23 protein-coding genes are annotated in these 24274 nt (G+C 63.4%); 4 read left to right on the top strand and 19 right to left on the bottom strand.

Features of this window, described 5'->3' with window-relative positions; translation table 11 throughout:
* Nucleotide 1 precedes the first annotated feature (1 nt).
* From JY500_RS04840 to JY500_RS04820, 5 genes are read right to left on the bottom strand one after another with little or no spacing between them, the layout of a single operon-like run.
* Nucleotides 2–1216 (bottom strand): SAM-dependent methyltransferase, encoded by a 1215-nt coding sequence (locus tag JY500_RS04840; RefSeq protein ID WP_206255234.1) that lies wholly within the window; start codon nt 1214–1216, stop codon nt 2–4.
* Complete coding sequence (locus tag JY500_RS04835) at nt 1213–1986, bottom strand: DUF1365 domain-containing protein (protein WP_206255233.1); 774 nt, start codon at nt 1984–1986, stop codon at nt 1213–1215. The genes JY500_RS04840 and JY500_RS04835 overlap by 4 nt, the downstream gene beginning before the upstream one ends.
* Nucleotides 1983–3314: an NAD(P)/FAD-dependent oxidoreductase gene (locus JY500_RS04830; protein WP_172203582.1), complete on the bottom strand. Its 1332-nt coding sequence runs from the start codon at nt 3312–3314 to the stop codon at nt 1983–1985. Before JY500_RS04830 ends, JY500_RS04835 begins: the two co-directional genes overlap by 4 nt.
* Nucleotides 3315–3354: 40 nt before the next feature.
* Complete coding sequence (locus JY500_RS04825; RefSeq protein ID WP_206255232.1) at nt 3355–3909, bottom strand: glutathione peroxidase; 555 nt, start codon at nt 3907–3909, stop codon at nt 3355–3357.
* A 15-nt stretch (nt 3910–3924) separates the two neighbouring features.
* Entirely contained in the window at nt 3925–4146 is a 222-nt protein-coding gene (locus tag JY500_RS04820; protein ID WP_172203581.1) for a hypothetical protein, read from the bottom strand.
* A gap of 95 nt (nt 4147–4241) precedes the next feature.
* On the opposite strand from JY500_RS04820, the gene JY500_RS04815 reads away from it, so the two are divergent.
* The 4 genes from JY500_RS04815 (at nt 4242) to rfaE2 (ending at nt 9083) form a co-directional block, all read left to right on the top strand.
* The gene (locus JY500_RS04815) at nt 4242–5153 is read left to right on the top strand and encodes a MerR family transcriptional regulator (RefSeq protein WP_206255231.1); all 912 of its coding nucleotides are present in this window, start codon (nt 4242–4244) and stop codon (nt 5151–5153) included.
* Between the two features lie 72 nt (nt 5154–5225).
* Complete coding sequence (locus tag JY500_RS04810; RefSeq protein WP_206255230.1) at nt 5226–6059, top strand: ferritin family protein; 834 nt, start codon at nt 5226–5228, stop codon at nt 6057–6059.
* Between the two features lie 90 nt (nt 6060–6149).
* Nucleotides 6150–8519, top strand: coding sequence for a diguanylate cyclase domain-containing protein (locus JY500_RS04805; RefSeq protein WP_206255229.1), 2370 nt, complete (start codon nt 6150–6152; stop codon nt 8517–8519).
* 66 nt (nt 8520–8585) lie between these two features.
* Entirely contained in the window at nt 8586–9083 is a 498-nt protein-coding gene (rfaE2, locus tag JY500_RS04800) for a D-glycero-beta-D-manno-heptose 1-phosphate adenylyltransferase (protein ID WP_206255228.1), read from the top strand.
* A gap of 48 nt (nt 9084–9131) precedes the next feature.
* On the opposite strand, the gene JY500_RS04795 is transcribed toward rfaE2, so the two are convergent.
* The 14 genes from JY500_RS04795 to tfpZ form a co-directional block, all read right to left on the bottom strand.
* Nucleotides 9132–9758, bottom strand: coding sequence for a response regulator (locus JY500_RS04795; RefSeq protein ID WP_206255227.1), 627 nt, complete (start codon nt 9756–9758; stop codon nt 9132–9134).
* 73 nt (nt 9759–9831) lie between these two features.
* Nucleotides 9832–10764, bottom strand: a complete 933-nt coding sequence (locus JY500_RS04790; RefSeq protein WP_206255226.1) for a DMT family transporter — start codon at nt 10762–10764, stop codon at nt 9832–9834.
* Nucleotides 10765–11040: 276 nt separating this feature from the next.
* Complete coding sequence (locus JY500_RS04785; protein WP_172203574.1) at nt 11041–11409, bottom strand: DUF2237 family protein; 369 nt, start codon at nt 11407–11409, stop codon at nt 11041–11043.
* 48 nt (nt 11410–11457) lie between these two features.
* The gene (locus JY500_RS04780) at nt 11458–11778 is read right to left on the bottom strand and encodes a DUF2322 family protein (RefSeq protein WP_206256408.1); all 321 of its coding nucleotides are present in this window, start codon (nt 11776–11778) and stop codon (nt 11458–11460) included.
* A 76-nt stretch (nt 11779–11854) separates the two neighbouring features.
* A complete protein-coding gene (gene purB, locus JY500_RS04775) occupies nt 11855–13222 on the bottom strand; it encodes an adenylosuccinate lyase (protein WP_206255225.1) in 1368 nt (455 codons plus the stop codon).
* An 85-nt stretch (nt 13223–13307) separates the two neighbouring features.
* The gene (locus tag JY500_RS04770) at nt 13308–14441 is read right to left on the bottom strand and encodes a glycosyltransferase (RefSeq protein ID WP_206255224.1); all 1134 of its coding nucleotides are present in this window, start codon (nt 14439–14441) and stop codon (nt 13308–13310) included.
* Between the two features lie 3 nt (nt 14442–14444).
* Nucleotides 14445–15500 (bottom strand): MraY family glycosyltransferase, encoded by a 1056-nt coding sequence (locus tag JY500_RS04765; protein WP_206255223.1) that lies wholly within the window; start codon nt 15498–15500, stop codon nt 14445–14447.
* Nucleotides 15497–16618, bottom strand: coding sequence for a glycosyltransferase family 4 protein (locus JY500_RS04760; protein ID WP_206255222.1), 1122 nt, complete (start codon nt 16616–16618; stop codon nt 15497–15499). Before JY500_RS04760 ends, JY500_RS04765 begins: the two co-directional genes overlap by 4 nt.
* A 3-nt stretch (nt 16619–16621) precedes the next feature.
* Entirely contained in the window at nt 16622–18583 is a 1962-nt protein-coding gene (gene asnB, locus JY500_RS04755; RefSeq protein WP_206255221.1) for an asparagine synthase (glutamine-hydrolyzing), read from the bottom strand.
* Nucleotides 18584–18638: 55 nt separating this feature from the next.
* Nucleotides 18639–19652: a glycosyltransferase family protein gene (locus JY500_RS04750; protein WP_206255220.1), complete on the bottom strand. Its 1014-nt coding sequence runs from the start codon at nt 19650–19652 to the stop codon at nt 18639–18641.
* The gene (locus tag JY500_RS04745; protein WP_206255219.1) at nt 19649–21070 is read right to left on the bottom strand and encodes a lipopolysaccharide biosynthesis protein; all 1422 of its coding nucleotides are present in this window, start codon (nt 21068–21070) and stop codon (nt 19649–19651) included. The genes JY500_RS04750 and JY500_RS04745 overlap by 4 nt, the downstream gene beginning before the upstream one ends.
* 7 nt (nt 21071–21077) lie before the next feature.
* Complete coding sequence (locus JY500_RS04740; protein ID WP_206255218.1) at nt 21078–21683, bottom strand: class I SAM-dependent methyltransferase; 606 nt, start codon at nt 21681–21683, stop codon at nt 21078–21080.
* A 59-nt stretch (nt 21684–21742) separates the two neighbouring features.
* Nucleotides 21743–23440, bottom strand: a complete 1698-nt coding sequence (locus tag JY500_RS04735; RefSeq protein ID WP_206255217.1) for a PglL family O-oligosaccharyltransferase — start codon at nt 23438–23440, stop codon at nt 21743–21745.
* Nucleotides 23437–24186, bottom strand: a complete 750-nt coding sequence (tfpZ, locus tag JY500_RS04730) for a TfpX/TfpZ family type IV pilin accessory protein (RefSeq protein ID WP_206255216.1) — start codon at nt 24184–24186, stop codon at nt 23437–23439. The genes JY500_RS04735 and tfpZ overlap by 4 nt, the downstream gene beginning before the upstream one ends.
* Between the last annotated feature and the right edge of the window lie 88 nt (nt 24187–24274).

Raw genomic sequence — 24274 nt, 5'->3', positions numbered from 1 at the left:
CTCAGGCCGGTGCGGCGGCGAAGGTGTAGTGGTGCACATCGGTGGAGCCCGCGCGGAAGCCCGCCTCGCAGTAGGCGAGGTAGAACTGCCACAGGCGCATGAAGCGCTCGTCGAAGCCCTGCGCCGCAACCTGTTCGCGCACCGCGTTGAAACGCTCATGCCAGATTGCCAGCGTGCGCGCGTAGTCAAGCCCGAACGCGAGGTCGTCCACCACCTCGAGCCCCGCCTTGGCCGCCTGCTTGCGGATACGCTCCGGCGACGCGAGCATTCCGCCCGGGAAGATGTAGCGCTGAATGAAGTCCGGGTTCTTGCGGTAGAAGCCGAACAACGAATCCTCGATCGTGATCGCCTGGATCACGACCCGCCCGCCGGGCGCTACGCGGTCGCGCAGTTGCTGGAAGTAAGACGGCCAGAAGCGTTCACCCACCGCCTCATACATCTCGATCGATACGATATGGTCGTAGTGGCCGCGCACGTCGCGGTAGTCACACAACTCAAACGCGGCGAGTTCGCCAAAGCCGCCGCGTTCGGCCCGTTCGCGCGCGAACTTGAGCTGGGCCGGTGACAGCGTGAGCCCCAATACCTCGCAGCCATATTCGAGCGTCGCGATCTCGGCAAAGCCACCCCAGCCACAGCCCACTTCGAGGATGCGCTGGCCGGGCTTGGCGCCGAGCTGTTCGAGAATCCGGCGGTACTTGGCGCGCTGAGCTTCGGCCAACGGCTGGTGCGGCTCGGCGAATAGCGCGCTGGAGTAGGTCATCGTTTCGTCCAGCCAGAGCTGGTAGAAATCGTTACCCAGATCGTAGTGCGCCTCGATGTTGCGGCGCGCGCCCTTGCGGGTGTTTGCACGCAGCGAATGCCAGATCTTGTAGCCGAGCAAACGCAGCGCGTTGCCATGAATCGCACGGCTCATCGCATCGCGGTTCTGCGCCGAGAGCGTGAGCAGCGCGGCGAGGTTGTCGGTGCGCCAGAGCCCGTTGACGAAGTCTTCCGCAAAGCCGATCGAGCCCTTGCTGATCAGCGTCTCGAACACGCCCCAATCACGAATCTCCAGGCTCGCAACGCGGTGGCCTTCGCCCACGTTCACCCGCTCGGAGTTCGGCAGGGTGATGTCCAGGCTGCCGCCACGCATCGCGCCGAGCATCTTCAGCACCGCGTTCGCGGCGCCCGGCAACAGGTCGATGCGGGAAGCGAGCGTATTTTCGATCGCGCTCATGATGTCGTCTCCTTGAGAGGCGGAACGGGTTTGCGGTGAAAGGGCACGCGCTTGAGGAACAGCTTCAGCGCCTGCCAATGGATACGGGCGACCACGCCCAGCGTCATGAACGGAAAACGCAGGGCCACGCGCATCAGTCCCGGCGCCGACAACGCCTCGGCGCGGCCTGACATGCGGGTCGTCAGCTGATGGCGGCCAGCGTCGAAAAGATCGATCGCCACACTCGCGACGCTACCGCGCTCGGCGAATCGGAATCGGTACTCCCCGCGCACCGGGAAGAACGGCGATACATGAAAGACCTTGCTCGAGCGGAAGCTGTCGCCACTCACGATCGGGCGCGCGTCCGGATGCGCGACCAGGTAGTTGTGACGCTCGCCGAAGGTGTTGTTCACCTCGCACAGCACCGCGCGCAACACCCCCGCCCGGTCATGGCAGAACCAGAAGCTGACCGGGTTGAAGACAAAGCCCATCAGGCGCGGAAAGGTCTGCAGCACGACTTCGCCGTTACAGGCCTCGGCCAACCCATGCTGAGCCAGCAGCGCGCGAATCCAGGGCAGCAGCGGGCTGCCGTCGCGCGCACCATGATCACGATAACGGAACGAGAACAGGCGAGCACGCTCGACGCCAAATAGCACGTTGCCCGCCTCGTGCAGACGCGAAAGCGGCAGGCGCACCCAGGCCAGCGGATAGGCAAAGCGGTGCATGACCGGCCAATGGCGAGCGTGCATCACGCCCCCCAGGCACAGCCGCGGAGCGGTGTCCGCTCTCATGCACGCGCCTCGACGCGCACTGGCTCGGCCTTCCACGGCGCGACCGCACCCAGCACGCTGCACACGTCCACCGCCGACTTCAGGCCGTCCTCATGGAAGCCATAACCGGTCCAGGCACCGCAGAACCAGGTGTGATTGCGCCCCTGCAGCATCGGCAGATGCGCTTGCGCAGCAACGGCGGCCGCGTCGAACACCGGATGGGCATAGTCGATTTCTGCAATCAGATGCGACGGCGACGGCTCGCGGAAGGGGTTCAGCGACACCACCACCGGCGTCTTCCATGGCAAGGGCTGGAGCTGGTTGATCAGGTAGGACACCGCGACCGAACGGTCGGCGGACGCGCCCGCGCTGGCGGCGTAGTTCCACGCGCTCCAGGTTGAACGCCGGCGCGGCAGCAGCGCCGGGTCGGTGTGCAGTAGGGCGCGATTGGGCTGATAGCGCACCGCCCCGAGCACCGCGCGCTCCAGCGGCGTGGCCGCACTGCCAAGGATGGCCAGGGTCTGATCGGAATGACAGGCAAAGATCACCTGATCGAAGACTTCCGCGCCGCCCGCGGTGAGCAGCTCCACCTTGCCGGCCTCACGCCGCACACCGCCCACCGGGCAGCCCAGGCGGATCTCCGGCAACTGCGCGGCGATGCGGCGTACGTACTCGCGTGCGCCGCCCTTCACCGTCATCCATTGCGGCCGATCGCTCACCTGCAGCAGCCCGTGGTTGTGGCAGAACTGCAGGAAGGTTGCGACCGGGTATTCAAGCATCGTACGCGGCGGGCAGGACCAGATCGCCGCCGCCATCGGTACCAGATACCAGTCGCGGAACTCGACGCCATAGCCGTTGCGATCGAGGTAGTCGCCCAGCGATATCGGCGGCAGTGCGTGCTCGCGCGCCTCGCGGGTCGTTTCGCGATTGAAGCGCACGATGTCCTGCAGCATGCGCCAGAAGGCCGGCCGGGCTAGGTTGCGTTTCTGCGCGAAAACCGTGGCGAGGCTGCTGCCCGCCCACTCGATATCGGGCTCGGCAACGCTCACCGCAAAGCTCATGTCGCTGTTGACCACCGGTACATCAAGCGCCGCGAACAGCGCGCAGAGGTTCGGGTAGGTGCGGCGGTTGAATACCAGGAAGCCGGTATCCACCCCATGCGTAACACCTTCCAGCGTGACATCCACCGTGTTGGTGTGCCCGCCCAGCCGCTGGGCCGCCTCAAACACCACCACATCGTGCTGCTCGCGCAGCAGCCACGCCGCACCCAAGCCAGCGATCCCCGAGCCGACAACGGCAATGCGCTGGCGTGGCCCTTGCGCCAATGAGCGCGCGTTGAATTCATGCATGTGCATCGCGAGTCCCTCTCGTCTGAAATGTCGCGCCCACTCAGGGCGCAGCGAGCAGCGATTCGATCTTCGCCACGATCGCCGGGCTTTCCGGCTGCATGCCGCTGTCAAAACTCACAACGCGATTGCCGCTGCGATCAATCAGGTACTTGTGAAAGTTCCAAGAGGGCGCTGCGCCTGTCGACTTGGCGAGCTGGCGGTAAAACGGATGCGCCGCGGCACCGACCACTGAGGTCTTCGCCGCCATCGGGAACTTCACACCGTAGGTCATCTTGCAAAACTCGGCGATCTCCTTCTCGCTGCCCGGCTCCTGCTGGCCAAAGTCGTTCGACGGGAAGCCGACTACGACCAGTCCGCGGCCGGAGTACTTCTGGTAGAGCCGCTCGAGGCCTTCGTACTGCGGCGTGTTGCCGCAGAAGCTGGCGGTATTCACCACCAACAGCACCTTGCCGGCGTAGTCGCACATCGAAAACGTCTCGCTACCGGACAAGCGCTTGAAGCGGTGATCGAGCAGCGGGGAACACGTCGCTGCCGCACTCGCGATGCCCGGCAACATCAACAGCAGCGCAAGCACTTGGAAGCGAAAGCGATTCATCAGCAGCCCCATCGCTCAGCGCGCCCCGTCAATCGCCGGCAGACGCGGAACCGCCAGCTCAGCACCATTGTTGTGTAGGACAATAAGCAAGCGGTCATGCTCAATCTCGGCCGCAACCGGACATGCCTCGTCGGCGGCGTGGGCCATTGTCCACCCCAAAGCGCCGAGCAACACCAAGGCCGACGCCATGAACAGCAAGACTTTGCGGTTTGTTGAAGCAATCGCTGCGGGTTTCATGGTGAGCTCCTTTTGTCCTGGACAAATCAGGTTTGTGTTCGTACGATAGACACATGCATTCTCGCAGTCAAGCTTTTGTCCAGGACAAAACACCAATGTCGAAGGACCCAACCAAACTTGCGATCGCCGCCGTCGAGCGCGAAACCGGGCTGCCAAAAGACACGCTCCGCATGTGGGAGCGGCGTTACGGCTTTCCGCAGCCCGAGCGCGACGAGCACGACGAGCGTCTGTACCCGGCCGACCAGGTAGAGAAACTCCGCCTGCTCAAACATCTTGTGGACCAAGGCATGCGGCCGGGCAAACTGATCGAGGCTTCGATCGAAACCCTCGGCGAGATGCTGCAAGCCAGGCAAGCGCAGACGATTGACTGCCCCAATGCAGCGAGCCGCTGCAACAGCATCGTCGAGTTGCTGCGCCTGCATCGCAGTGAGGAGCTGCGGCGCACCCTGCAGCAGACCCTGCTCAAGCAGGGCTTGCAGGCCTTTGTGGTGGAAACCGTCGCACCGCTCAACACGCTGATCGGCAATGCCTGGCTACGCGGCGAGATCCAGGTGCCGGAGGAGCACCTGTACACCGAGCAGGTGCAGAACCTGCTACGCAGCGCAATCAATGCTCAAGGCGGCGGCCAGCGCCCACGTGTGTTGCTGACCACCTTCCCGGACGAACTCCATGTGCTGGGCCTGCTGATGGCCGAGGCCCTGCTCGTCAGCGAAGGCGCGAGTTGCGTATCGCTCGGGACACAGATGCCGATCGCGAACATCGACAGCGCCGCCCGCGCCGGCGACTTCGACATCGTGGCCTTGTCGTTCTCCGCGGCCTTTCCGGCGCGTCAGGCGGTGGAGGGATTGACGCAGCTGCGCGCGGCGCTGCCCGACGGCGTCGCGCTATGGGCCGGCGGCAGGGCGATCGCCGGACGCCGCGACGCAATTCCCGGTGTCAGCATCATCACGGACATTCGCGAAACCCTCAGCGCGCTCGAAGCGTGGCGTACCGCCAACGCTGCGTAGGCACCCGCAACCGGCAAGTCACGAACACGATCTAGAATGAGACCCGCAGATTGACGTTGCGGGAGGTATCCGATGCTCTACCCCGACCTCTACCAGTCGCTTGAAGCGGCCCGCTGGAACATGGCTAAAGACGTGCCGTGGGAGCGCTTCGACAGCAGCCTGCTCTCGGACGAACAAGCGCTCACGGTGAAGATGAATGCGATCACCGAGTGGTCCGCGCTGCCCGCCACCGAGATGTTCCTGCGCGACAACCGTGACGATTCCGACTTCTCGGCCTTCATGTCGATCTGGTTCTACGAGGAACAGAAGCACGCGCTGGTCTTGATGGAATACCTGCGGCGCTTCCGCCCCGAGCTTGCCCCCAGCGAGCCGGAACTGCACGCGGTGCGCTTCGAGTTCGACCCCGCTCCGCCGCTGGAGACGCTGATGCTGCATTTCTGCGGTGAGCTGCGCCTGACGCAGTGGTATCGCCGCGCATCGGCATGGCACACCGAGCCGGTGATCAAGAAGATCTACGACCTGCTCTCGCGCGATGAAGCGCGGCACGGCGGCGCCTACCTGAAGTACATGAAGCAGGCGATCGATCGCGTTGGCGACAGCGCTCGCGCCGCCTTTGCGAAGATCGGCGTGCTGATGGCCAGTTCTGCGCGCAGCGGCAAACCGCTGCATCCGACCAATCTGCATGTGAACGAAGCGCTCTTCCCGCGCGACACGATCCAGTCCCGACTACCGGATCCGGAATGGCTCGAACACTGGCTGTCCGAACAGATCCGCTTCGACAAGGACTGCGAGCAACGCGTCATCGGCGGCATCCTGCGCAACCTCTCGAGCCTGTTTGGCCAGGCCTTCGAGACCGCGCAGGACCTCAACCGCTTCCGCAAATCACTCAGCCCGGCGCCAGGCTGAGCCAAGGGCTCGATATGCCTTCAGAATCCCGCGGCCGCATCCGATAAAGCAGGATGAAGGGCGCTTTCGGGCGCCCGCGGGAGGGTCTCAATGCGGCGCGCCCTGCTTCGCATCGGATTACTGCTCTGCTGCCTGCAACTGCTCGCGCCCGGGCCATGTCTGGCGGCGCAGGACCTCCACGGCCGCCGGGTTCTGCTGCTCTACTCGTATCACCCAGGCTTCCCCACCACCAGCAAGATCCACGACGGCGTGTTCGCGGTGCTGGCGCCGCAAGGCATCCAGATCGACGAAGAGTTCATGGATGCGCGCCACCTCACCGACGCCGAAAGCGCCGTGCGCTATCGCGAGTGGCTCGCCTACCGCCTTGCCCGCAAACCGCGCTACGACCTGGTCATCGCCGCGGACGACGCCGCCTTCAACCTTGCAACGGATTACGGGGCCGGCCTGTTCGGCAATGCTCCGGTGGTCTTTCTCGGCGTTAACAACGTCGAACGCGCCATCGCGCAGCGTGGTTCGCCGCGGGAGACGGGTGTTGTGGAGCATGTCTCGATCCCGGAGACGTTCGCGCTCGCCCGCCGACTGATGCCCGGATTGCAGCGGGTTGTCGTGATTGCCGACGACAGCCCCGGCGGCCGCGCCGACCTGCAAACCCTGCGTGCCAAACAGAAGTTCGGCTTCCCGGACATCGCGATCGAGGTCGCAGATCTCACGCAGATCAGCTGGGATCAGCTCGCCAGCCGCCTCGAGCGCCTAAACCCGGACGAGGCGGCCCTGCTACTGGCGGCCTATCACGACGCCAGCGGCCAACCGCGCAGCTTTGAAGACGGGGTCGATTGGATCGTCAAGCATGCGAGCGGGCCAGTGCTCCACCTCTGGGAGCACGGCGTCGGTCGTGGCCTGCTCGGCGGCTACGTCATGAGCCACCGCGAGCATGGCCTGGTGGCGGCTGACATGGCCTTGCGCATCCTGCGCGGCGCTGCACCGAACACCATCCCGATCCGCGAAACAAGCCCGAACCGCCCGATCTTCGACCACCGCGCGCTCGTCCGCTGGCGGCTCCCGGAAGACCAGTTGCCGCCTGACACGCTGATCCTCAACCAGCCGGTCCCGGTCTGGCGCGCGCACCCCGCGGCCAGCGCCGCCGCCGCCACGCTGGTGGCTGGCCTCACCCTGCTCGCGGCAGCCCTCGCGCTGCGTACTGCGCAGCGCCGCCGCGTGCTCGACCGGACGCTGCGCGAGCGGGCGCTGCTGCGCACCCTGCTCGACTCGATCGCCGACCCGGTTTTCGCGAAGGACCAGGACGGCCGCTTCGTCGCCTGCAACCCCGCCTTCGAGCGGCTTAGCGGCAACGCCGAGGCGCAACTGATCGGCCGCTGCGATCACGACTTCTGGGAGCGCGGCCTGGCAGACTTCTACCGCGCCCACGACCGCGCCGTCATGACAACCGGCGAGGCGCGACGCAACGAGGAATGGGTCGTTTACCCGGACGGCCACCGTGTCAGGGTCGATACCTTGAAGAGCCCGATCATTGGCGGCGACGGGCAAGCGATCGGAATCGTCGGCATCTGCCACGACATCTCGGCGGCATACGAGGCAGCGCTGCGCCTGAGACAAGCCGACGCGGTATTTCGCAACACGGCCGAGGGGATTCTCGTCACCGACGCCAACCATAAGATCCGTGCGGTGAACCCGGCGCTGAGCGAGATCAGCGGCTATCCAGAAGACGAGTTGCTCGGCCAGCACCCGCGCATCCTCGACGCGGAACGCCCCGCAAGTGAAGCACGTCAGGCGATGAGCGAAGTCTTGCAGCGCGATCACCGCTGGATCGGGGAGTTGTGGCTACGCCGCAAGAGCGGCGAGCCGATTCCGGTCTGGGCGACTGTCATTGCGGTGCAAACCGAGGATAACCAGATCGCTGAATACATCGCCGTGCTGGCGGACATCACGCCCTTGAAGAATCGCCAGCAACAACTGGAACTACAGGCCCACCACGATCCCCTGACGGGCCTGCCGAACCGGGTACTGCTGCAGGACCGCCTCCAGGGCGCACTCAACCGCGCACGGCGCGACCGGCGGGAGTTCGCGCTGCTCTTCATCGACCTCGACCGGTTCAAGGAAATCAACGATCAGTTCGGCCACGCCACGGGGGATGACGTGCTGTGCGAGGCGGCGCGTCGGATCGCCGGCAGCCTGCGCCTCGGCGACACGGTTGCACGGCTCGGCGGCGATGAATTCGTCGTGATCCTCGACGGACTTGAGCACGAGAACACGATTGAACAGGCGATCGACCGGATCCAGACCGCGCTTCGCGAGCCCCTTCCGGCCATGGGGCGCAAGAGCTTCAATCTGCGCGCCAGCATCGGCGTCGCGCGCTATCCCGACGATGGCGAAGACGCCGACGCCCTGCTCAGCCACGCCGACGCCGCGATGTATCAAATCAAGAGCACCCACCGCCGCTGAGCCACGCGCGTGAGCGGCTGCCCCCAGCTAGGCTAGACTCTCGGCTTGTCATCGAATCCGACCAACATGAGCAATCGCTATCTCCGCCCGCGCTTCGAACAGCGCATCTGCCCGCCAGAGCAACTGGCCGCCCGCGTCGCGATGCTGCCGCGGCCGCTGGTTTTCACGAACGGCTGCTTCGACATCCTGCACCGCGGACACGTTACCTACCTGGCCCAAGCCCGCGAGCTCGGCGCGGCGATGGTGGTCGCGCTGAATACCGATGCGTCGGTCAAGCGCCAAGGCAAAGGCGACGACCGACCGATCAACTGCCTTGAAGACCGGCTCGCCGTGATGGCCGCGCTGGACAGCGTCGACCTGGTGACCTGGTTCGACGAAGACACCCCGATTGCCCGGATTCTGGATTGCCGCCCCGACATCCTGGTCAAGGGAGGCGACTGGGCGCCGGACCGCATCGTTGGCGCGCCCGAAGTGATCGGCTGGGGCGGCACGGTGCACTCGATCCCGTTTGAGCACGAACGCTCGACCACAGCCCTGCTCGGGCGGATTCGCGGCGCGAGCTGACATGAAAAAGGCCCGCGACAGCGGGCCTTTCTTTCAAACGGCGCCGGCTCAGCTGGCCGCGCGCCCGCGCCGCTGGAACTGAGCCAGCCGCGCCTGGATATAACCCTTGAGCTCTTTGAACGGCACCGGCTTGCCATAGATCGTCACGTCGTCAGGCAATCCGCCACGCTCGGCGATATCCTCCTGCGACAGGCCGGTCACCACGATGATGTCCATGTCTTCAAGCTTGGGGTCCGAGCGCAGCTTAGAAATCATCGCGAACCCGTCGAGGCCAGGCATCACAAGGTCGGAAATCAGCAAGTCGGGCTGCTGACGACCGATTTCCAAGAGACCATCGAAGCCAGACTCGACGAGGCGTACCTCGATCGGCAGGTTCCAGGTCTCAAAGGTGTGGGCATACAAGCGCTGGAGGATACGATCATCCTCCGCCACAAGAATGCGCAACACGCCCACCGGATGGGGTGCCGCGACGCCTGAAGATCGACGCCGCAGATAGTCTTCAACCGAACCGATGCGGATGCGACGGTGACCGCCCGCCGTCTTCCACGCCTCCAGCAGGCCGTTTTCGACCATTTGCTGAACGGTACCCAAGGAGACGCCGAGCATCTGTGCAGCTTCGCTTGTGCTGCAGTACTCGCGCTCCGGCTTCGAAGGAAGTGCGTGAAGGTCGCTCATGACCACGGGATGATACCGAAATCATCCCGGCGGCGCAGCGTCGAGCCGCACTGGGCGTGACCGGTGTCGCGTTTCAGAGACTGTTGCGCCCCGAAGCCTGTTGCGTCCAGACCAGTCCGCCCAGAATCGCCGCCAGCCCGACGTAGTGGTAGAGCGCCAGCGCTTCACCAAGAAATGCCGCCGCCATCAAGGTGCCGAACGCGGGAATCAAGTGAAGGAAAGCCGCCGCACGCGAAGCGCCAATCTCGGCCACTGCGCGCATGTACGCAAACAGCGCAAGGACCGACGGGAACACCCCCAGGTAGAGAATGCCGGCAAAGGCCCGCCCGCTCGGGTGCGGCAAGCCCTGCAACCAGAGCTCGCCGGCCCAGGCCGGCAGAAGCATCAGTAGTCCGAGCACCACAGACACCCAGAGCAGGACCAGTTTGTCGATCTGCGGCGCCACATTACGCAACAGCAGCGTGTAGCCGGCCCAGCAGGCCATCCCCGCGACCACCCACAGATCGCCGGCGCCGGAATCCATCGAGAACACCTGAGTCGGCTGGCCTCGCGTGACAATGAACAACACACCAATCACCGACACGCCCATGCCGAGCCAGGCGCCGGGCCGCAAAGGCTTGCGCCAGACGGCTGCGGCGAGCAGAGCCACCATGATCGGCATCAGCGCGTTGAGCAACACGCCGTGCGTTGCCGGTGTGGTTTGTAGCCCAACATAGACGAGCGTGTTCGAACAAGCGATGCCGAGAAAGGCCAAACCGAGCAGGCGCCCACGCATCCTCAACAGAGGCGCGAGTCCGGCTTGCAAGCGAGGCAGGGCCAAAGGTGCGAGCAAGACGGCGGCAACGAACCAGCGGCCCATCGCGAGTGAGATCGGCGGCACTTGTGCGCTGACACCGCGGGCAAGCACGAAGTTACCGGCCCAGCAGAGCGCGGCAAAGATCAGCAAAAGCTGGGGGCGAAGTGGCGCGAGAACACGCGCCGACGCAGCAACAGGGGTGGCGAACATCCGTAAAACCTCGGGTAGAGGTGACCAAACGCCTGGCAGGGGTGGCGCCAGACAACTCGATCGAACGGATTGATTGCCCGCCGACCGCAACTAAGGCTGAAATTCTAGTTGCGATCGAAATTGCAGCAGGAGATTGTTGCCGTATCAGCCGAAAATTCGCAACAAACCAAAAACAGATCCGAATCAAAACACTGTGTATTGCCGAAAAAACCGGGCCCACACACCAATCATTGCTGCACCACAGCAATGCATTGCTGTCCAAGCAGGTGCATGACGCTATGCCGACTCTGCATGCCGCGTCAGATCGAGCAGAGAAACGACACGAAGCACGGATTCGTGGGTTGCCTCGAGCACGACCGGCGGCGCGACGCCCGCATCCAGCGCCTCCTTCCACCGCAACGCGCAAAGGCACCACCGATCACCCGGTTTGAGCCCCCGAAAGCGCAGCTCGGGGCGTGGCTGCGAAAGGTTATTGCCGCGCTCGGCCGAAAACGCCAGGAATTCAGCGGTGACGCGTGCGCACACCACATGGCGCCCGAGATCGTCGGGCCCGGTTTCACAGCATCCAGTGCGGAAAAATCCGGTCAACGGGTCGTAGCTGCATGCCTGCAGTGGCCCACCCAGCACGTTGCGCTCTATCGTCACGACTCCCCCTGTCCTTCCAGATCGCCGCGCCCCCGCGCGGCGCCCGGATTAAACCGCAAACACGTGTTTGACTCGCAGCACTGCAAGCTGCCCTTCGGCGATCGAGATCAGCCGATCGATATTCGGATGCTTGCCCGGATTCGCGCGCGCATCTTCCGTATGTTCAGCGTAGAGCTCGACGCCCTTCTTCGCTGCTTCGATGTTGATCGAGCCGTGCAATTGCGCAAGGTGGTTGTACACCGCCAACGAACCGGCCTGGCCCGGCTTGTTTTCGATCGTCGCAACGACGGCGCCTTCCGCGTCGATCAGCTGAATGGCTTCGAGGTGGGAAACCTTGGGAAGTTGCTTGAGGGTGTCGGCAAAACTCATATCGAAATCCTGGTGCGGAAATGAAAAACCACGCCGCAGCGCGCGGCGCCGGGGCGTGGTCAGAATCAAAGAAACCTCAGATCTTCTTGGCCAGCGCAGCCGCTTCACCGATGTAGCTGCCCGGCGTCATGTCGAGCAGGCGCTGCTTGTCGGCCTCGGGAATCGCCAGCGTCTTGACGAAGTCCTGCAGCGCGGCCTTGGTGATGCCGGTGCCACGCGTGAGCGCCTTGAGCTGCTCGTACGGATTCGGCACGGCGTAGCGGCGCATCACGGTCTGGATCGGCTCGGCCAGCACTTCCCAAGCGGCGTCCAGATCGGCGGCGAGCTTGGCCGGGTCGGCTTCGAGCTTGTTCAGCCCGCGCAGGCAGGATTCCAGGCCCAGCACCGTGTGGCCGATGCCGATGCCCATGTTGCGCAGCACGGTCGAGTCGGTCAGGTCGCGCTGCATGCGCGAGATCGGCAGCTTTTCGCTGAAGTGGCGCAGGACTGCGTTGGCGACGCCGAAGTTGCCTTCGGCGTTCTCGAAGTCGATCGGGTTGACCTTGTGCGGCATGGTCGAGCTGCCCACTTCGCCGGCCTTGAGCTTCTGCTTGAAGTAGCCGAGCGAGATGTACATCCAGATGTCGCGACAGGCGTCGATCAGCATGGTGTTGCCGCGGCCGATGGCGTCGAAGAGCTCGGCCATCGAGTCATGCGGCTCGATCTGGATGGTGTAGGGGTTGAACACCAGGCCCAGCGACTCGATGAAACGCTGGTTGAAGGCGGCCCAGTCGAAGTCCGGGTAGGCGGAGAGATGGGCGTTGTAGTTGCCGACCGCGCCGTTGAACTTGGCGGTCATGTCCACCGCGGCGAAGGCCTTGCGCGCGCGACGCAGGCGGTAGGCGATGTTGGCCATCTCCTTGCCCAGCGTGGTCGGGCTGGCGGTCTGGCCATGGGTGCGCGAGAGCATCGGCAGCTCGGCGTGCTGGTGCGCCAGCGCGACGAAGCGGTCCACCACCTTGTCGAAGGCCGGCAGCAGCACGGCTTCGCGGGCTTCGGCCAGCATCAGCGCGTGCGAGACGTTGTTGATGTCTTCCGAGGTGCAGCCGAAGTGGATGAACTCGGTGACCTTCATGACTTCGGCGTTGGCGGCGAAGCGCTTCTTCAGCCAGTACTCCATCGCCTTGACGTCGTGGTTCGTCGTCGCCTCGATCTCCTTCACGGCTTCGGCATCTGCGACCGAGAAGTTGGCGATCACTGCGTCGAGCTCGGCGATGGTAGCCGGCGAGAAGGCGGCGGCTTCGGCGATGTGCGGCTCGGCGGCCAGCGCCTTTAGCCACTCGATCTCCACCCGCACGCGGTTACGGATCAGCCCGAATTCGGAGAAGTGCGGGCGCAGCCCGTCGACTTTGGCGGCGTAGCGGCCGTCGAGCGGCGAGAGCGCGGTAAGCGGCGTGGTGGTCATGATCGATCAGCCAGAAGTGAGCAAAGCCTTGAATTATAACGAATCGCTTGCCATTCCCGAAGCTGATAATTGTGCAAGGCCTCGCCTAGGTGGAGGCCCGGAGCAGGGCCTCGTATTGCGCGGCCAAACGCTCAGCCACGTTCTCGATCGCGTAGCGCTCGACAATACGGCGGCGGGCGGCATCAGCCGTCGCGGGATACTCGGGGCCGGACATCAGTGCGGAGAAGGCTTCGGCAAAGGCCCCCGCCGTGGCCGCGACGATACGCCCGCCCTCGCCAACGATCTCCACAGCATCGCCGACATCGGTGCTTACCACCGGCACCCCACAGGCCATGGCCTCGGCGAGAACGTTCGGGAAGCCCTCACTCTTCGACGTGAGGGCCAGCAGATCGAATGCGGGGTAGATGCACTCCAGGTCGTGTCGAGCCCCCAGAAGATGCACCGCATCGCGCAGCGCATACTCATCCAGCCATGCCGCAAGTTCGGCATTCTCGGCGTCAAGCCCCTTGCCAACCAGGACAAAGCGCGCGTCGGGGCGCACTTGTCGCCACACGGCAGCCGCTTCAATGAACAACCGGTGGTTCTTCACCGGGCTCCAGCGTGCAACCATGCCGACAACCGGAGCGTTTTCGCCCATATCGAGCTCAAGGCGAAGACGTCGACGCGCATCGTCGTCAGGGTGAAAACGCCGCACGTCGAGCCCGTTCGGCAGAACCTCGGTTCTGGCGGCCGGCCAGCCGAGTCGCTCGCAGCAGTATGCAGCGCTACGCGTCGACACGTTGAAGATCTTCGCCACTCGACCGACATACCACCGGGACAGCGCAATGGTCATGCGAGTAAAGCGGCTGTGGCCATGCGCCGGGTCCGGTGTGTCACGCACGCTCCAACAAACAGGTAGCCCAAGGCGAGCACCCAAGAAACTTGCCGCGAGGTTGCCGTGGTACATCCAACCCTGCAGCAGATGCGGCCTCAGATCACGTACGGTGCGGATGAAACGGCCGATTTCGGTGAACGGCCACCGCCCGGCTTGAAAACCGATGAATATCGGCTCGATACCGATTGCGCGATACTGCGGTGCCAACGTATCCAAGCGACCGAGCACGATCAGGGACACTTCGATACGGCGCCGATCAAGCGCCGTCAGAAGCTTGAGCAGCGCGTGCTCTGCGCCGCCAATGCCCAAGCCGGTGATGACGATGCACACGCGAACGGTCGTCATGAGTCAGGCCTCGCGCCGTTCTTCAGCGGCTTCGGGCGCGTCCACCTCTTCCCAAACGCGCATCCACAGCATCTTGCCGACGAGAATGCCGATCCACCCGAGCAGCAAGACGCCTTGGGACGCCCCCATCCGCCAGAGCATCAGACCACACAGGGCAATCAGCGCATTCAGGGCCCATAGCAAAGGAACCGACAGCTCTACCGACAAACCCTTCAGGCAAAGAATGTGATGCAGATGGGTGCGGTCCGGCCGCATGGGTGAGGCCCCCTGCAAGACGCGGCGTACAGACACGGTGGCCATGTCTAGGAGGGGAAGCGCCACGGCGTACAACAGCAGAACCGGCGGCATCGCCGGCTTCGCGCCACGCGACAAATGAATCGCGAACCAGCACAGCAAGACGCCCAGCGCCAAAGCACCCGCGTCGCCCAGGAAAACATGAGCACGCGCCAACATCGGATGGCGCGCGTTCACCACGAGAAAGCCCACGACACAGGACATCAGGCCCACGATCAACAGCACTTCGGTCTCGCGCCCGGCAGCCTGCGCAACAAACAGGAAGACCGAAAGCGCAATCAAAACGTGGCCGCCAGCCAGCCCGTCAGCGCCATCAGAGAGGTTGAGCGCGTTCACGACACCCACTATGACAAACACCGTTACCGCGGTATCGAGCGCGCCGAGCGGCAACCCACCCTCCACGCCGGGAACGGGAAGCTCGCCGAGAGAAAAGCCGGTGGCACGCAGCAATAGCCATGCGGCAACGCATTGCGCGATGAGCTTCGCCCGCGCAGACACCGGCCTTGCATCATCGACCACGCCGACGGCAAGCACGAGGCCGACCGGCAGCATGGCCTCATACAGATTGCCACCGATCCCTCGCAACTTCAGCGCGAGGATGTAGGCCGACATGATCGCCAGACCGCCGACGACCGGCACCGCACGGCCGTGGCGCTTTCGCTCGTCCGGCTTGTCCATCAGGGCAAGCCAAGGAGCGAGTCGCGCCAACACGAGGCAGAAGATCAGCGAGAGCGCGAAGGGATAAAAGACGTAGTTGAAGCTCATGCGCCGCCTGCGAGGGGAAAGTACACATCAAGCGTGCGCGCGATTATTCGATCGTCAGACAACTCCGCAAGCACTTTGCGCCGCGCCGCGGCACCCATAGCGCATGCCCGCTCGGGGGCTTCCAGCAGCGCGAGAACCGCCTGCGCCAGCGCCTTGGCGTCGCCCGCGGGCACCAGCAGTCCGTTGACGCCATCCTCCACCAGTTCGCGTGATCCCGGTACGTCCGTCGCAACCATTGGGCGCCCACAGGCAGCGGCTTCGAGCAAGGCTCGCGGCATTCCTTCACCCTGCGTGCTCGCCAGCACTGCGATATCCGCCTGCTGCTGCAGTTCCCGCACGTCGCTGCGATGGCCAAGAAACTCGACCACCCCTTCGGCTCGCCATTGCTCAAGCACGGCGTCGGGCACGCTCTCTGGATTGCCGGAATCGGGCGCTCCCGCCAACAAGAATCGCGCATTGGGTCGGGCGGCGCGCACGATACGCGCTGCCTCAACGAAGACACCGACGCCTTTCGACCAGAGCAGACGCCCCATCATCAAGACGTTTGCGCCTGCCACGCGCGGCTGCGGCGGGCAGAACGCTTCAACGTCAACACCATCCCCGGGAATCACATGTACCGACGCATGAGTCAGCGCCCCGAACGCGGCCAGCGTGTCCCGGTTGTCATGGTTCTGGAAGATCACCTGGGTGCCGATCAGCGACCTCCGATAAAAACCGACGACAACCGGGCGGATCAGACGCGCCTTCAAGCTCGTACCCAGCAGCGCAAAACCGAGGCCGGTTATCGAGTTCACCACTCTGGCGACATTCGCCCTGCGCGCCGCCCAGGAGCCGTACAGCACACACTTGATCGTAAAGTGGTGAACGAGATCGGGCCGTACCGCGCGATAAAGCGCCAGCAGGCGACGCATCGCACGCGCCTCCTCCAGCGGATGAATGCCTGAGCGCGATAACGCGAAGGCGCGCCAATCAAAGCCCTCGTTGCGCAAGCGCGCCCCGAACTCGCCCGCCGGGCTCAGGAGAATGACCTCGTGGCCCGCTGCCCGCAGCGCACGCGCGAGCGGCAACTTGAAGTTCCAGAGGAACCAATCGGTATTGGCGAACAGGAGCACCCGCATCGTTCAAGACACCTGCGAGCGGTAACGCTGATACCACGCTTGGAACATAAGGATGTCCCACAGATAGTAGTGCCATGCAGCCTGGCCCCGCAGATGCTCCTCCCACTTGCGGCGAATCGGCGCCGGATCGAACAGCCCGCTCTCCGCCAACGCAGAGGGAGACAGCAGGCACTCCGCCCATTCACGCAACGGCCCCCTCAGCCATGGGCCAAGCGGAATGCCGAAGCCTTGCTTCGGACGCTCGAAGAGCGATCGCGGAACGTGCCGTGCAAGGAGTTCGCGCATCAGCCATTTGCCGTTGCCCTGCCTTACCTTGAGAGACTCCGGCACCGTCCAAGCGAATTCGACAACGCGGCGGTCAAGAAAGGGCGCGCGCGTTTCCAAACTCACTGCCATCGCAGCACGATCGACCTTGACCAGGATATCGTTGGGCAAGTAGGCAAGCGTGTCGTGCGCCTGCATGAATTCGATGTCGCTGCGTCCAGCGCGCGCAGCCAATTCGGCCGCATCCAGAGCAGGCAAGCGCGCACCCGGCACAAGCAGCGCCGGGTCCTTCCAGTGCGAGATCAACTCGTCATAGAAACCAGCGGGCGACCGTTCACGCAACATGCGCGCGATACGACTGAACTTGTCCCCGGGTGAGTTGCGCAGCAAGCGTGGGCACAGGGGCCCGAGCCCATGCCCGAGCGCGTCCCACGCTTTGCTTGGCACAAGGCCTAACCCCGCCGCCGTCGCCCGCCGCAGCGGATACGGCACGCGCGAAGCAGCACGCCAGAACCCATCGCCGACAAAGTAACGCGTGTATCCCGCAAACAATTCGTCACCCGCATCGCCGGAAAGGGCGACGGTGACGTGCTGCCTGGCAAAATGAGACACGAGCCAAGTCGGCAACTGCGACGAGTCCGAGAACGGCTCGTCGTAAAGATCGGCCACGCGTGGCACGACATCCAGTGCGTCGCTACCGCTGAAGTAGAACTCGCGGTGGTCGGTGCCAAGGTGTGCTGCCACTTCGCGTGCATAGCGGGCCTCGTCGAAAGCATCTTCGCGAAAACCGATCGTGAAGGTCTTCACCGGCCGCGCGGTGCGCTTCTGCATCATCGCGACCACGAGCGACGAGTCAATGCCGCCAGACAGGAACGCCCCGAGCGGCACGTCGGAAAGCATCTCCTGCTCAACGACCTCGCCCAGCACCGCTTCCAGCCGATCAACCCAGGGCTCGTCTGCCCCCGGAGGCGCCATGCGACTCGATTCACCGGCCAACATCACATCACGAAGCGACCAGTATGGTTGCGGCGTGCTGGCTCGGCGATCACGCACTTCAAGCCAATGGGCGGGAGGTAACTTGTGAACGTTCTGCCAGATCGACCAGGGCGCTGGGATGCTGTTGTAATGCATCAGCAGCCCCACCGAGTCACGGTCAATCTGCCCACGCCACGACGGATGGGCATACAGCGCGCGAAGTTCGGAACCGAACAGAAACGCCCCATCGGGCATGCTGCCGTAGTAGAGCGGCTTCTCGCCAAGGCGGTCGCGGGCGAGAATCAAACGGCCAACCGCGTGGTCCCAAGCGGCGAAAGCGAACATGCCGTCGCACCGAGAGAGCGTTTCTTCAACGCCCCAGTAATCCAGCGCCTCGATCAGAAGTTCCGTATCCGAGTGTCCGCGCCAAGCCACCCCGCCCCGAGCACGCTCAAGCTCAGCTCGTACGACAAGGTAGTTGTATATCTCGCCGTTGAACACGATGGTCCAGCGGCCAGATGCTGCGTGCATCGGCTGAAACCCGGCCTCGGTCAGATCAATGATCGCGAGACGGCGATGCGAGAGCGCCAGCCCGATGTCCGACTGAGCCCATTCGCCACGCCCGTCGGGGCCCCGGTGGGCGATCGCCTCCCCCATCGAGCGGGCCATCGCGCCAAGCACCTCAGACGGCGCCGAGACGCTCCAAAAGCCCGCTATGCCGCACATACCGTTCCATCCCGCAATGCAAAGTTCTGGAGATTAAATGCAGCACCCGGTGTCATCAAGCAGAGGCATCTCGCAAGAAGGCCGCCAACTTGTGACCCAGCTTCGCCGTAGCGTATCCGTTTACCACTTGTTCTCGCCCCGCAACACCGGCAGCGGTACCCACTTCAGGCTCACGGATCAGCATCACCAGCGCATCTGTCCAGTCATCGCTCGTGACTGCGCCCCAAGCGCCACCGCCGTCGATCACCTTGCGATTCATGCCCCACGGCGACGCCACGGCTGGCACGCCGCACGCAAGGTAGGTGAGCATTTTGAAACTGCACTTGCCACGGGTCCAAGGCGTATCCGGCATCGGCATCAACCCGACCCATGCCGACTGCACCGCGGCGACCTCGCGCTGGGGGGACCAAGGAATGAACTCAATCCGATCGGGGTCGAGCGATGCAAACACAGGGGGCGCGTTACACACCACGCGCAACCGCGCTTGCGGAACGGCAGCCAATGCGCCAGCCAGAGCCTCCTCGATCTCATAGAGATACGGCAACCCAGCCGAACTGCCGGACCACACGATCACCGGCCGCGCATCCCGATCACCAGGCCGCCAGACGTCCGTATCAACGCCCGTCGGCAATATCTCCACGCGGGTCTGTCGCGCGAAATGGTCGGCAATGTACTCGTTGCCGCACAGCACCAGCCGAGCGCGTGCCGCAAGGCAATCGACCAGCCCCGCGCGCTGCGTGAGCCAGATTGCATCGTCCACATCAAGCACGGTTGGCGCGCGACACAAGTATTCCGGCAAAGAGAGTGTCGACACCATCTCGCGTTGGAACATCACCACATCCGCAGCGTTCGCGGTCGCAGCGGCGTACGCCCGCTCGGCCAGCGTCATGGCCAGCCAAGGCAGGCGTTGTATACGAGACTCTGGTGGATAGCTACCAAAGCGCGCTGGACGCTCCTGTAACGAAACGCCAGCTTCAGCAAGTTGCGGCAGATACTGACGAACGCGGAATCGCGCAGAGGGAACATTGACCCCCTGCGTGAATGCCACGGCGCGGAGCGGCTGAATCATGGTAGCCGCCTGAAAAGACGCAGGCGGCCAGCAATCAAGCGGCGCAGGCCCGCAAGATCCGTCGCAAGCACGACTACGCAATACGTGGCTGCACCAAGCAAGACCTTGATACACAACCCCAAAGCACCGCTGATCGGCACCATGAAAACCGCAAGCGCCATCGCGGCTGCCGCACCCGCCACCACCAGCAAGTCCCTGGCCGCCCACCGCGGGCTCAGGGTATGCCGACCAACCAAGTAACTTGCTATGCAGCCGCTAGCTTGCGCGAGCACCGCCACAACCGCGGCCGCGCCAATTCCGTAACGTGGGACCAGCAGCAAGTTCAGCGAAACGCCCAACACCGCACAACCGCCCGCAATCAGACTCTGCGTACCCATACGCTGCGCAAGGTGCAGCGGCAAGTCGAACAAATAGGAGCGCATGCCTCCTAGCAACGCGGCCAGGGCAAGCCAAGGCATTACGTTTGATGCATCCGCACGGAACGCCGACCCTAGCAGCACGTCAGCCAAATCGTGCGCAACCAGCGCGAATCCCAGCGCTGCAGGAACCATCACAAGCAATGACAGTTGCGCATAGCGGTTCACCTGCGCCTGCAACTCGTGGCTACCCGCCTCCCACTGGGCGATCAGCCGCGGAAACCACGCGAGATGAAATGCGCTGAAGAGCAGCCCGAACCCTTGTTGAGCAAGATCCCCCCCCGCGCTGTACGCGCCTAGTTGCGCCGGCGCGACATTCGCGGCGAGCACGAGTCGGTCACCCCATTGCAGCAGCGCGCCAGTAAGCAGAGCGAACATCACTGGCAAGGCATAAGCGTGCACTTCAGGGAGTTTTGCGGCATCGAAACGCCCTCGCGCCACCTCCAGCCACGCCAAGCGGCCAAAGAGCGCAGTGGCACACAAGAAACCCAAGCATGTGCCCGCAACCGCGCCTGCAGCCCCCCAACCCAGCAGCAAGGCAACGCCCCCTGCGATCAGCGCGATGATCGCTTTGCAAAGATAAAGGCGCCCGTAGCGACGGGCCTGCAGTGTGCTGGAACAGTGTTGCGCCGAGAAATCAAAGCCGGCCTGAGACAAACCCAGTGCAAGCGCCAGCCCCACCACGCCAGTCGGCAACCAGTGTGGCGAAGCAATCCCGAGCGCAATCGCGAGCAGGACGACAACGCCCGCCGCGATAAGGAGCAGACGGCCCAAGGTCCCTACAAACGCCGCCCCCCCGGGGCGCGGCAGGAAACGGGCGAGCGCCGAATGAATCGGCTGTACCAACACGCCGGCAATGAATCCACTGACGACGACCGCCAGCGTCCAGCGCGCGTAACCCTCCGGGCCGAGCAAGCGTGCAAATACGGAAACGGTCAGAACCGCGAGCGCACCCGATGCCCCCCGAAAGACGAAGTACGCGAGACTCGAACGCAGCGACATCGCCAGCTCAAATGCGACGCAGTCGATACTCGACTTCGTAGCACGGCAGCAAATAGCAGAGATTTTCCTCGTGGAATTCCTGTAGCCAAGTCGTAAGGTTAAACACCGGCCCGATAAGACGCCGGATCAACCCGCGGAACGGAAACGGCGAATCGAAACCCAAATGCACGGAGGTGAGCTCGAACACCGGTGTGCGACCGTAGTTCGGCACCTTGCGCGTCAACAAGGCGTCACGCGCAAAGTACGACATCGTGTAGAGACCGAAAGCGCGCCTGTGCGTCGGGTCCGAATAAAAGTATGGGTTCGAAAAGTGGGGTACTTTTATGGTCGCCACGGCACCTGGCGCAAGCGTGCGCCCAAGCTCATCGACCAGACGTACCAAGTCGTCGACGTGCTCAAAGAAGTGAGCGGAATAACACGCCGACACGCCCGCAGTAGGCAACTCAGCAAGCACCTCGAATACATCGCCGACGAGGTCCACGCCTTCAAAGTCGAGCGCATCAATTCCAACTGACGCAGCATCTTGTTTTCGCGGGCCGCAACCGAGTTCGATACTTAGCCGCTCGCCGGCCCGGAAGCGGGGCAACACCCCGCGCTTGTCAAGAACAGCCATGTAGGTAGGAATCTTCGGTTCAATGCAACGGCGCAGTATACCGTCTCACCTACGCCTCACTATCCGCGCAGGCAGTTCTCAGACCGAACAGAGGTGACAGGGTGAGCGCGGTCGGCAAACTCAGCCCAATCACGTAACATCTGGTGGTGCCGAGGAAACCCCTCGCACAGTATGAGCGACATGCGTGCGACACCCGGTCGGTCGCCCGCCGTGGCCATCGCAAGCAGACATTGGGTTCCTAGCCCCCAGGAGGGACGCAGCTTTAACGCGTACTCACATTCACTCGCAGCTTTTACGGCGGTCAAGGTATCGGGAGCCCAAGTTTGCAACGCTAGAGCCCGTGCATGGTCGCCAAAGATCGACCAGGCCGGCACGTTCTCTACGGCGCGCCTTACGCGGTCGCGATCCGCAGCCGTCGCGGCGCTGCGGATCGACGCCCACTCATCGTAGGCACGCTGCACGGCCACGTAATCGCGGGCAACCCAAAATAGGCAGGCGGCCAAGCCTAGAAGTACTGCGCGGGTCACCCAATTTGGGACAAGGAGGAACCGAGCTTGCGAATCAGATCGAAGCAAAACGCCGCACAGCATTCCCGCCGGTATCACAAAATAGGTATACCAAAGCGGATACTCGACAAAGCTGTGAAGGCCGACCACCACCAATCCGCAGAGCGCAAATAGGCGCTCGGAGGTAACCGGCTGCCGCAACTGGTGCAAGCCCCACCAACCGACCGCGCCGAGCAGCCCTACAGCAAAAGGTAGCCCCATTGTTGCAGCCAGATGCAGCGGAAGATTGTGCGCATGCTCAGCAAACTTTGAGAATGGCAGCGACGGCGTTACAGCCATCTGCGCCACCGCCCAACCGTGAAACCCGCCAACCCCGACGCCCATCCAAGGGTGTGCTCGGATAGCAGAAAGAGCGAGGGACCAATCGTACAAACGCTGGCCATTGCTGCCTGCATCCGCTGCACGGGCAATCGAGGAGGTCAGCCCAAGAAGATCAAGCGCGCCGCTGTACGCAAAAGCGATCTGGATCAGCAATGCTGCAATACCTACCGCCACGGCTCGCCGGCCAGCCACTCGCCCCGCCGGGTCAGTTCCGCGACCGGCGACTAACCCGAGCAGTACGAAGCCAAGCATGTAGAACCAAGGCGCGCGTGAGGCCGACGCCGCAATTGAGATGCTCAGCCAAACAACAACCGCGCCGGTTAGCCAACGTGGCCATTTCCAGTTCTCTGCACCAACTACGACCGCGGCCAACCCTAAGGCCAGCAGCGCGGCATAGTGGTTCGGTTGCCCAACGTTGCCATAAGTTTGGCGATACGCCTTGGCAAGTACGGCGCCGCCTAGCGAAACGTCGAATAACTGCAGCGCGCCAATCATCGACTGACAAAGCGCCACTGCGAGCACCGCCTTCGCGACAAACCCCGATTCGCGGCCAGCACCAAAGTCAGCCGCAACCAAGAACACCAGCAGATATGCCAAAAAACCCACAACCAAGGCATTAGCGGAATGGCCCCATGTCACCAGCACCCAAAGCGAACTCATCGCCAGCGGCAATAGTGGTGCTATTGGCAAGCGATGTACTGTTTCGCGAAGTTGCTGACCAATAAACACAGCCAATAAGACCACAACAAGCAAAAATTCTGGCCAAAAGACCGCCTGTGGGCTACTACGAAAACTCAAAGCGGTAGGTAACGCAAACAGCAACGCAAGTGCGCAGTTCTTTCCCGAGCCTCGATCACCGCCCCCCATCATCGCCCCCACCACGGACTGGCGTCGACGAAGCCCAGCACCTTTGCTGTCTTGGCATCAATGATCGCCGTCATATCGCGCCGTCTCGCAGCAACAGGAAGCCACCGAACGTCCTCCGCCTGCTTGGCGTGTGCTGCCAGCCAGGTAGCCACAGCCGCCGACTGCTCCTTGGTTGGAAGCATACCTACCTGTTTTGCGACTTGCCGCACATCACCCGCCATCGACTCGTACGAATGGAAGTACTGCGGAAAGGCGTTCAGGTCTGGCCCGCCGCTGGCTGCGGATAGCAGGATACGATTTTTCTCTTCAACCGCCGTCGGAATCCGCGCGCCAACGATGACGGGACCCCAAAGCGGAATCGACTTGAAAGCTGGATCGCGTACTGCGGCAAGCTCTGCCGGAGCAATCTCGGATGCCGACGTCACATCAAAACGGTCGACGTTGAAGACCACGTACGCAGGACGTGAGCCAAAGATCGTGTTGGCCCCGTAGCCAAAGGCCGCGAACTGGGCGATTGCGATGACGGTCAAATCCAATAACAAGGTGCGTTTGCCGGGCTCGTATACGATGAAGGTCAGCATCGGACCGATCACCACGTCCACGCCGAGTAGCACAAGGAGCACCTTATTGACGCCTAACGCCTGATCCAGAGGAGTCGGGTACCAAACCATAAGCGTCAGAACAACAAACCCGCCCACAATCAACGCGCTGAGTGCGAAATGGACGCCTGCAGCCCGAAGCTTCTTCATGGATTCGCCTTCAGAATAGGAAAAGCCAAGGCTAACGCCTTGGCTCTTAGTGCTAACCGCGCGGGCGAACCCGCAGCATCAGGCCCTT

The organism is Niveibacterium microcysteis, assembly GCF_017161445.1.
Classification (GTDB): Bacteria; Pseudomonadota; Gammaproteobacteria; order Burkholderiales; family Rhodocyclaceae; genus Niveibacterium; species Niveibacterium microcysteis.
This window is presented reverse-complemented; position numbering and strand designations above follow the sequence as displayed.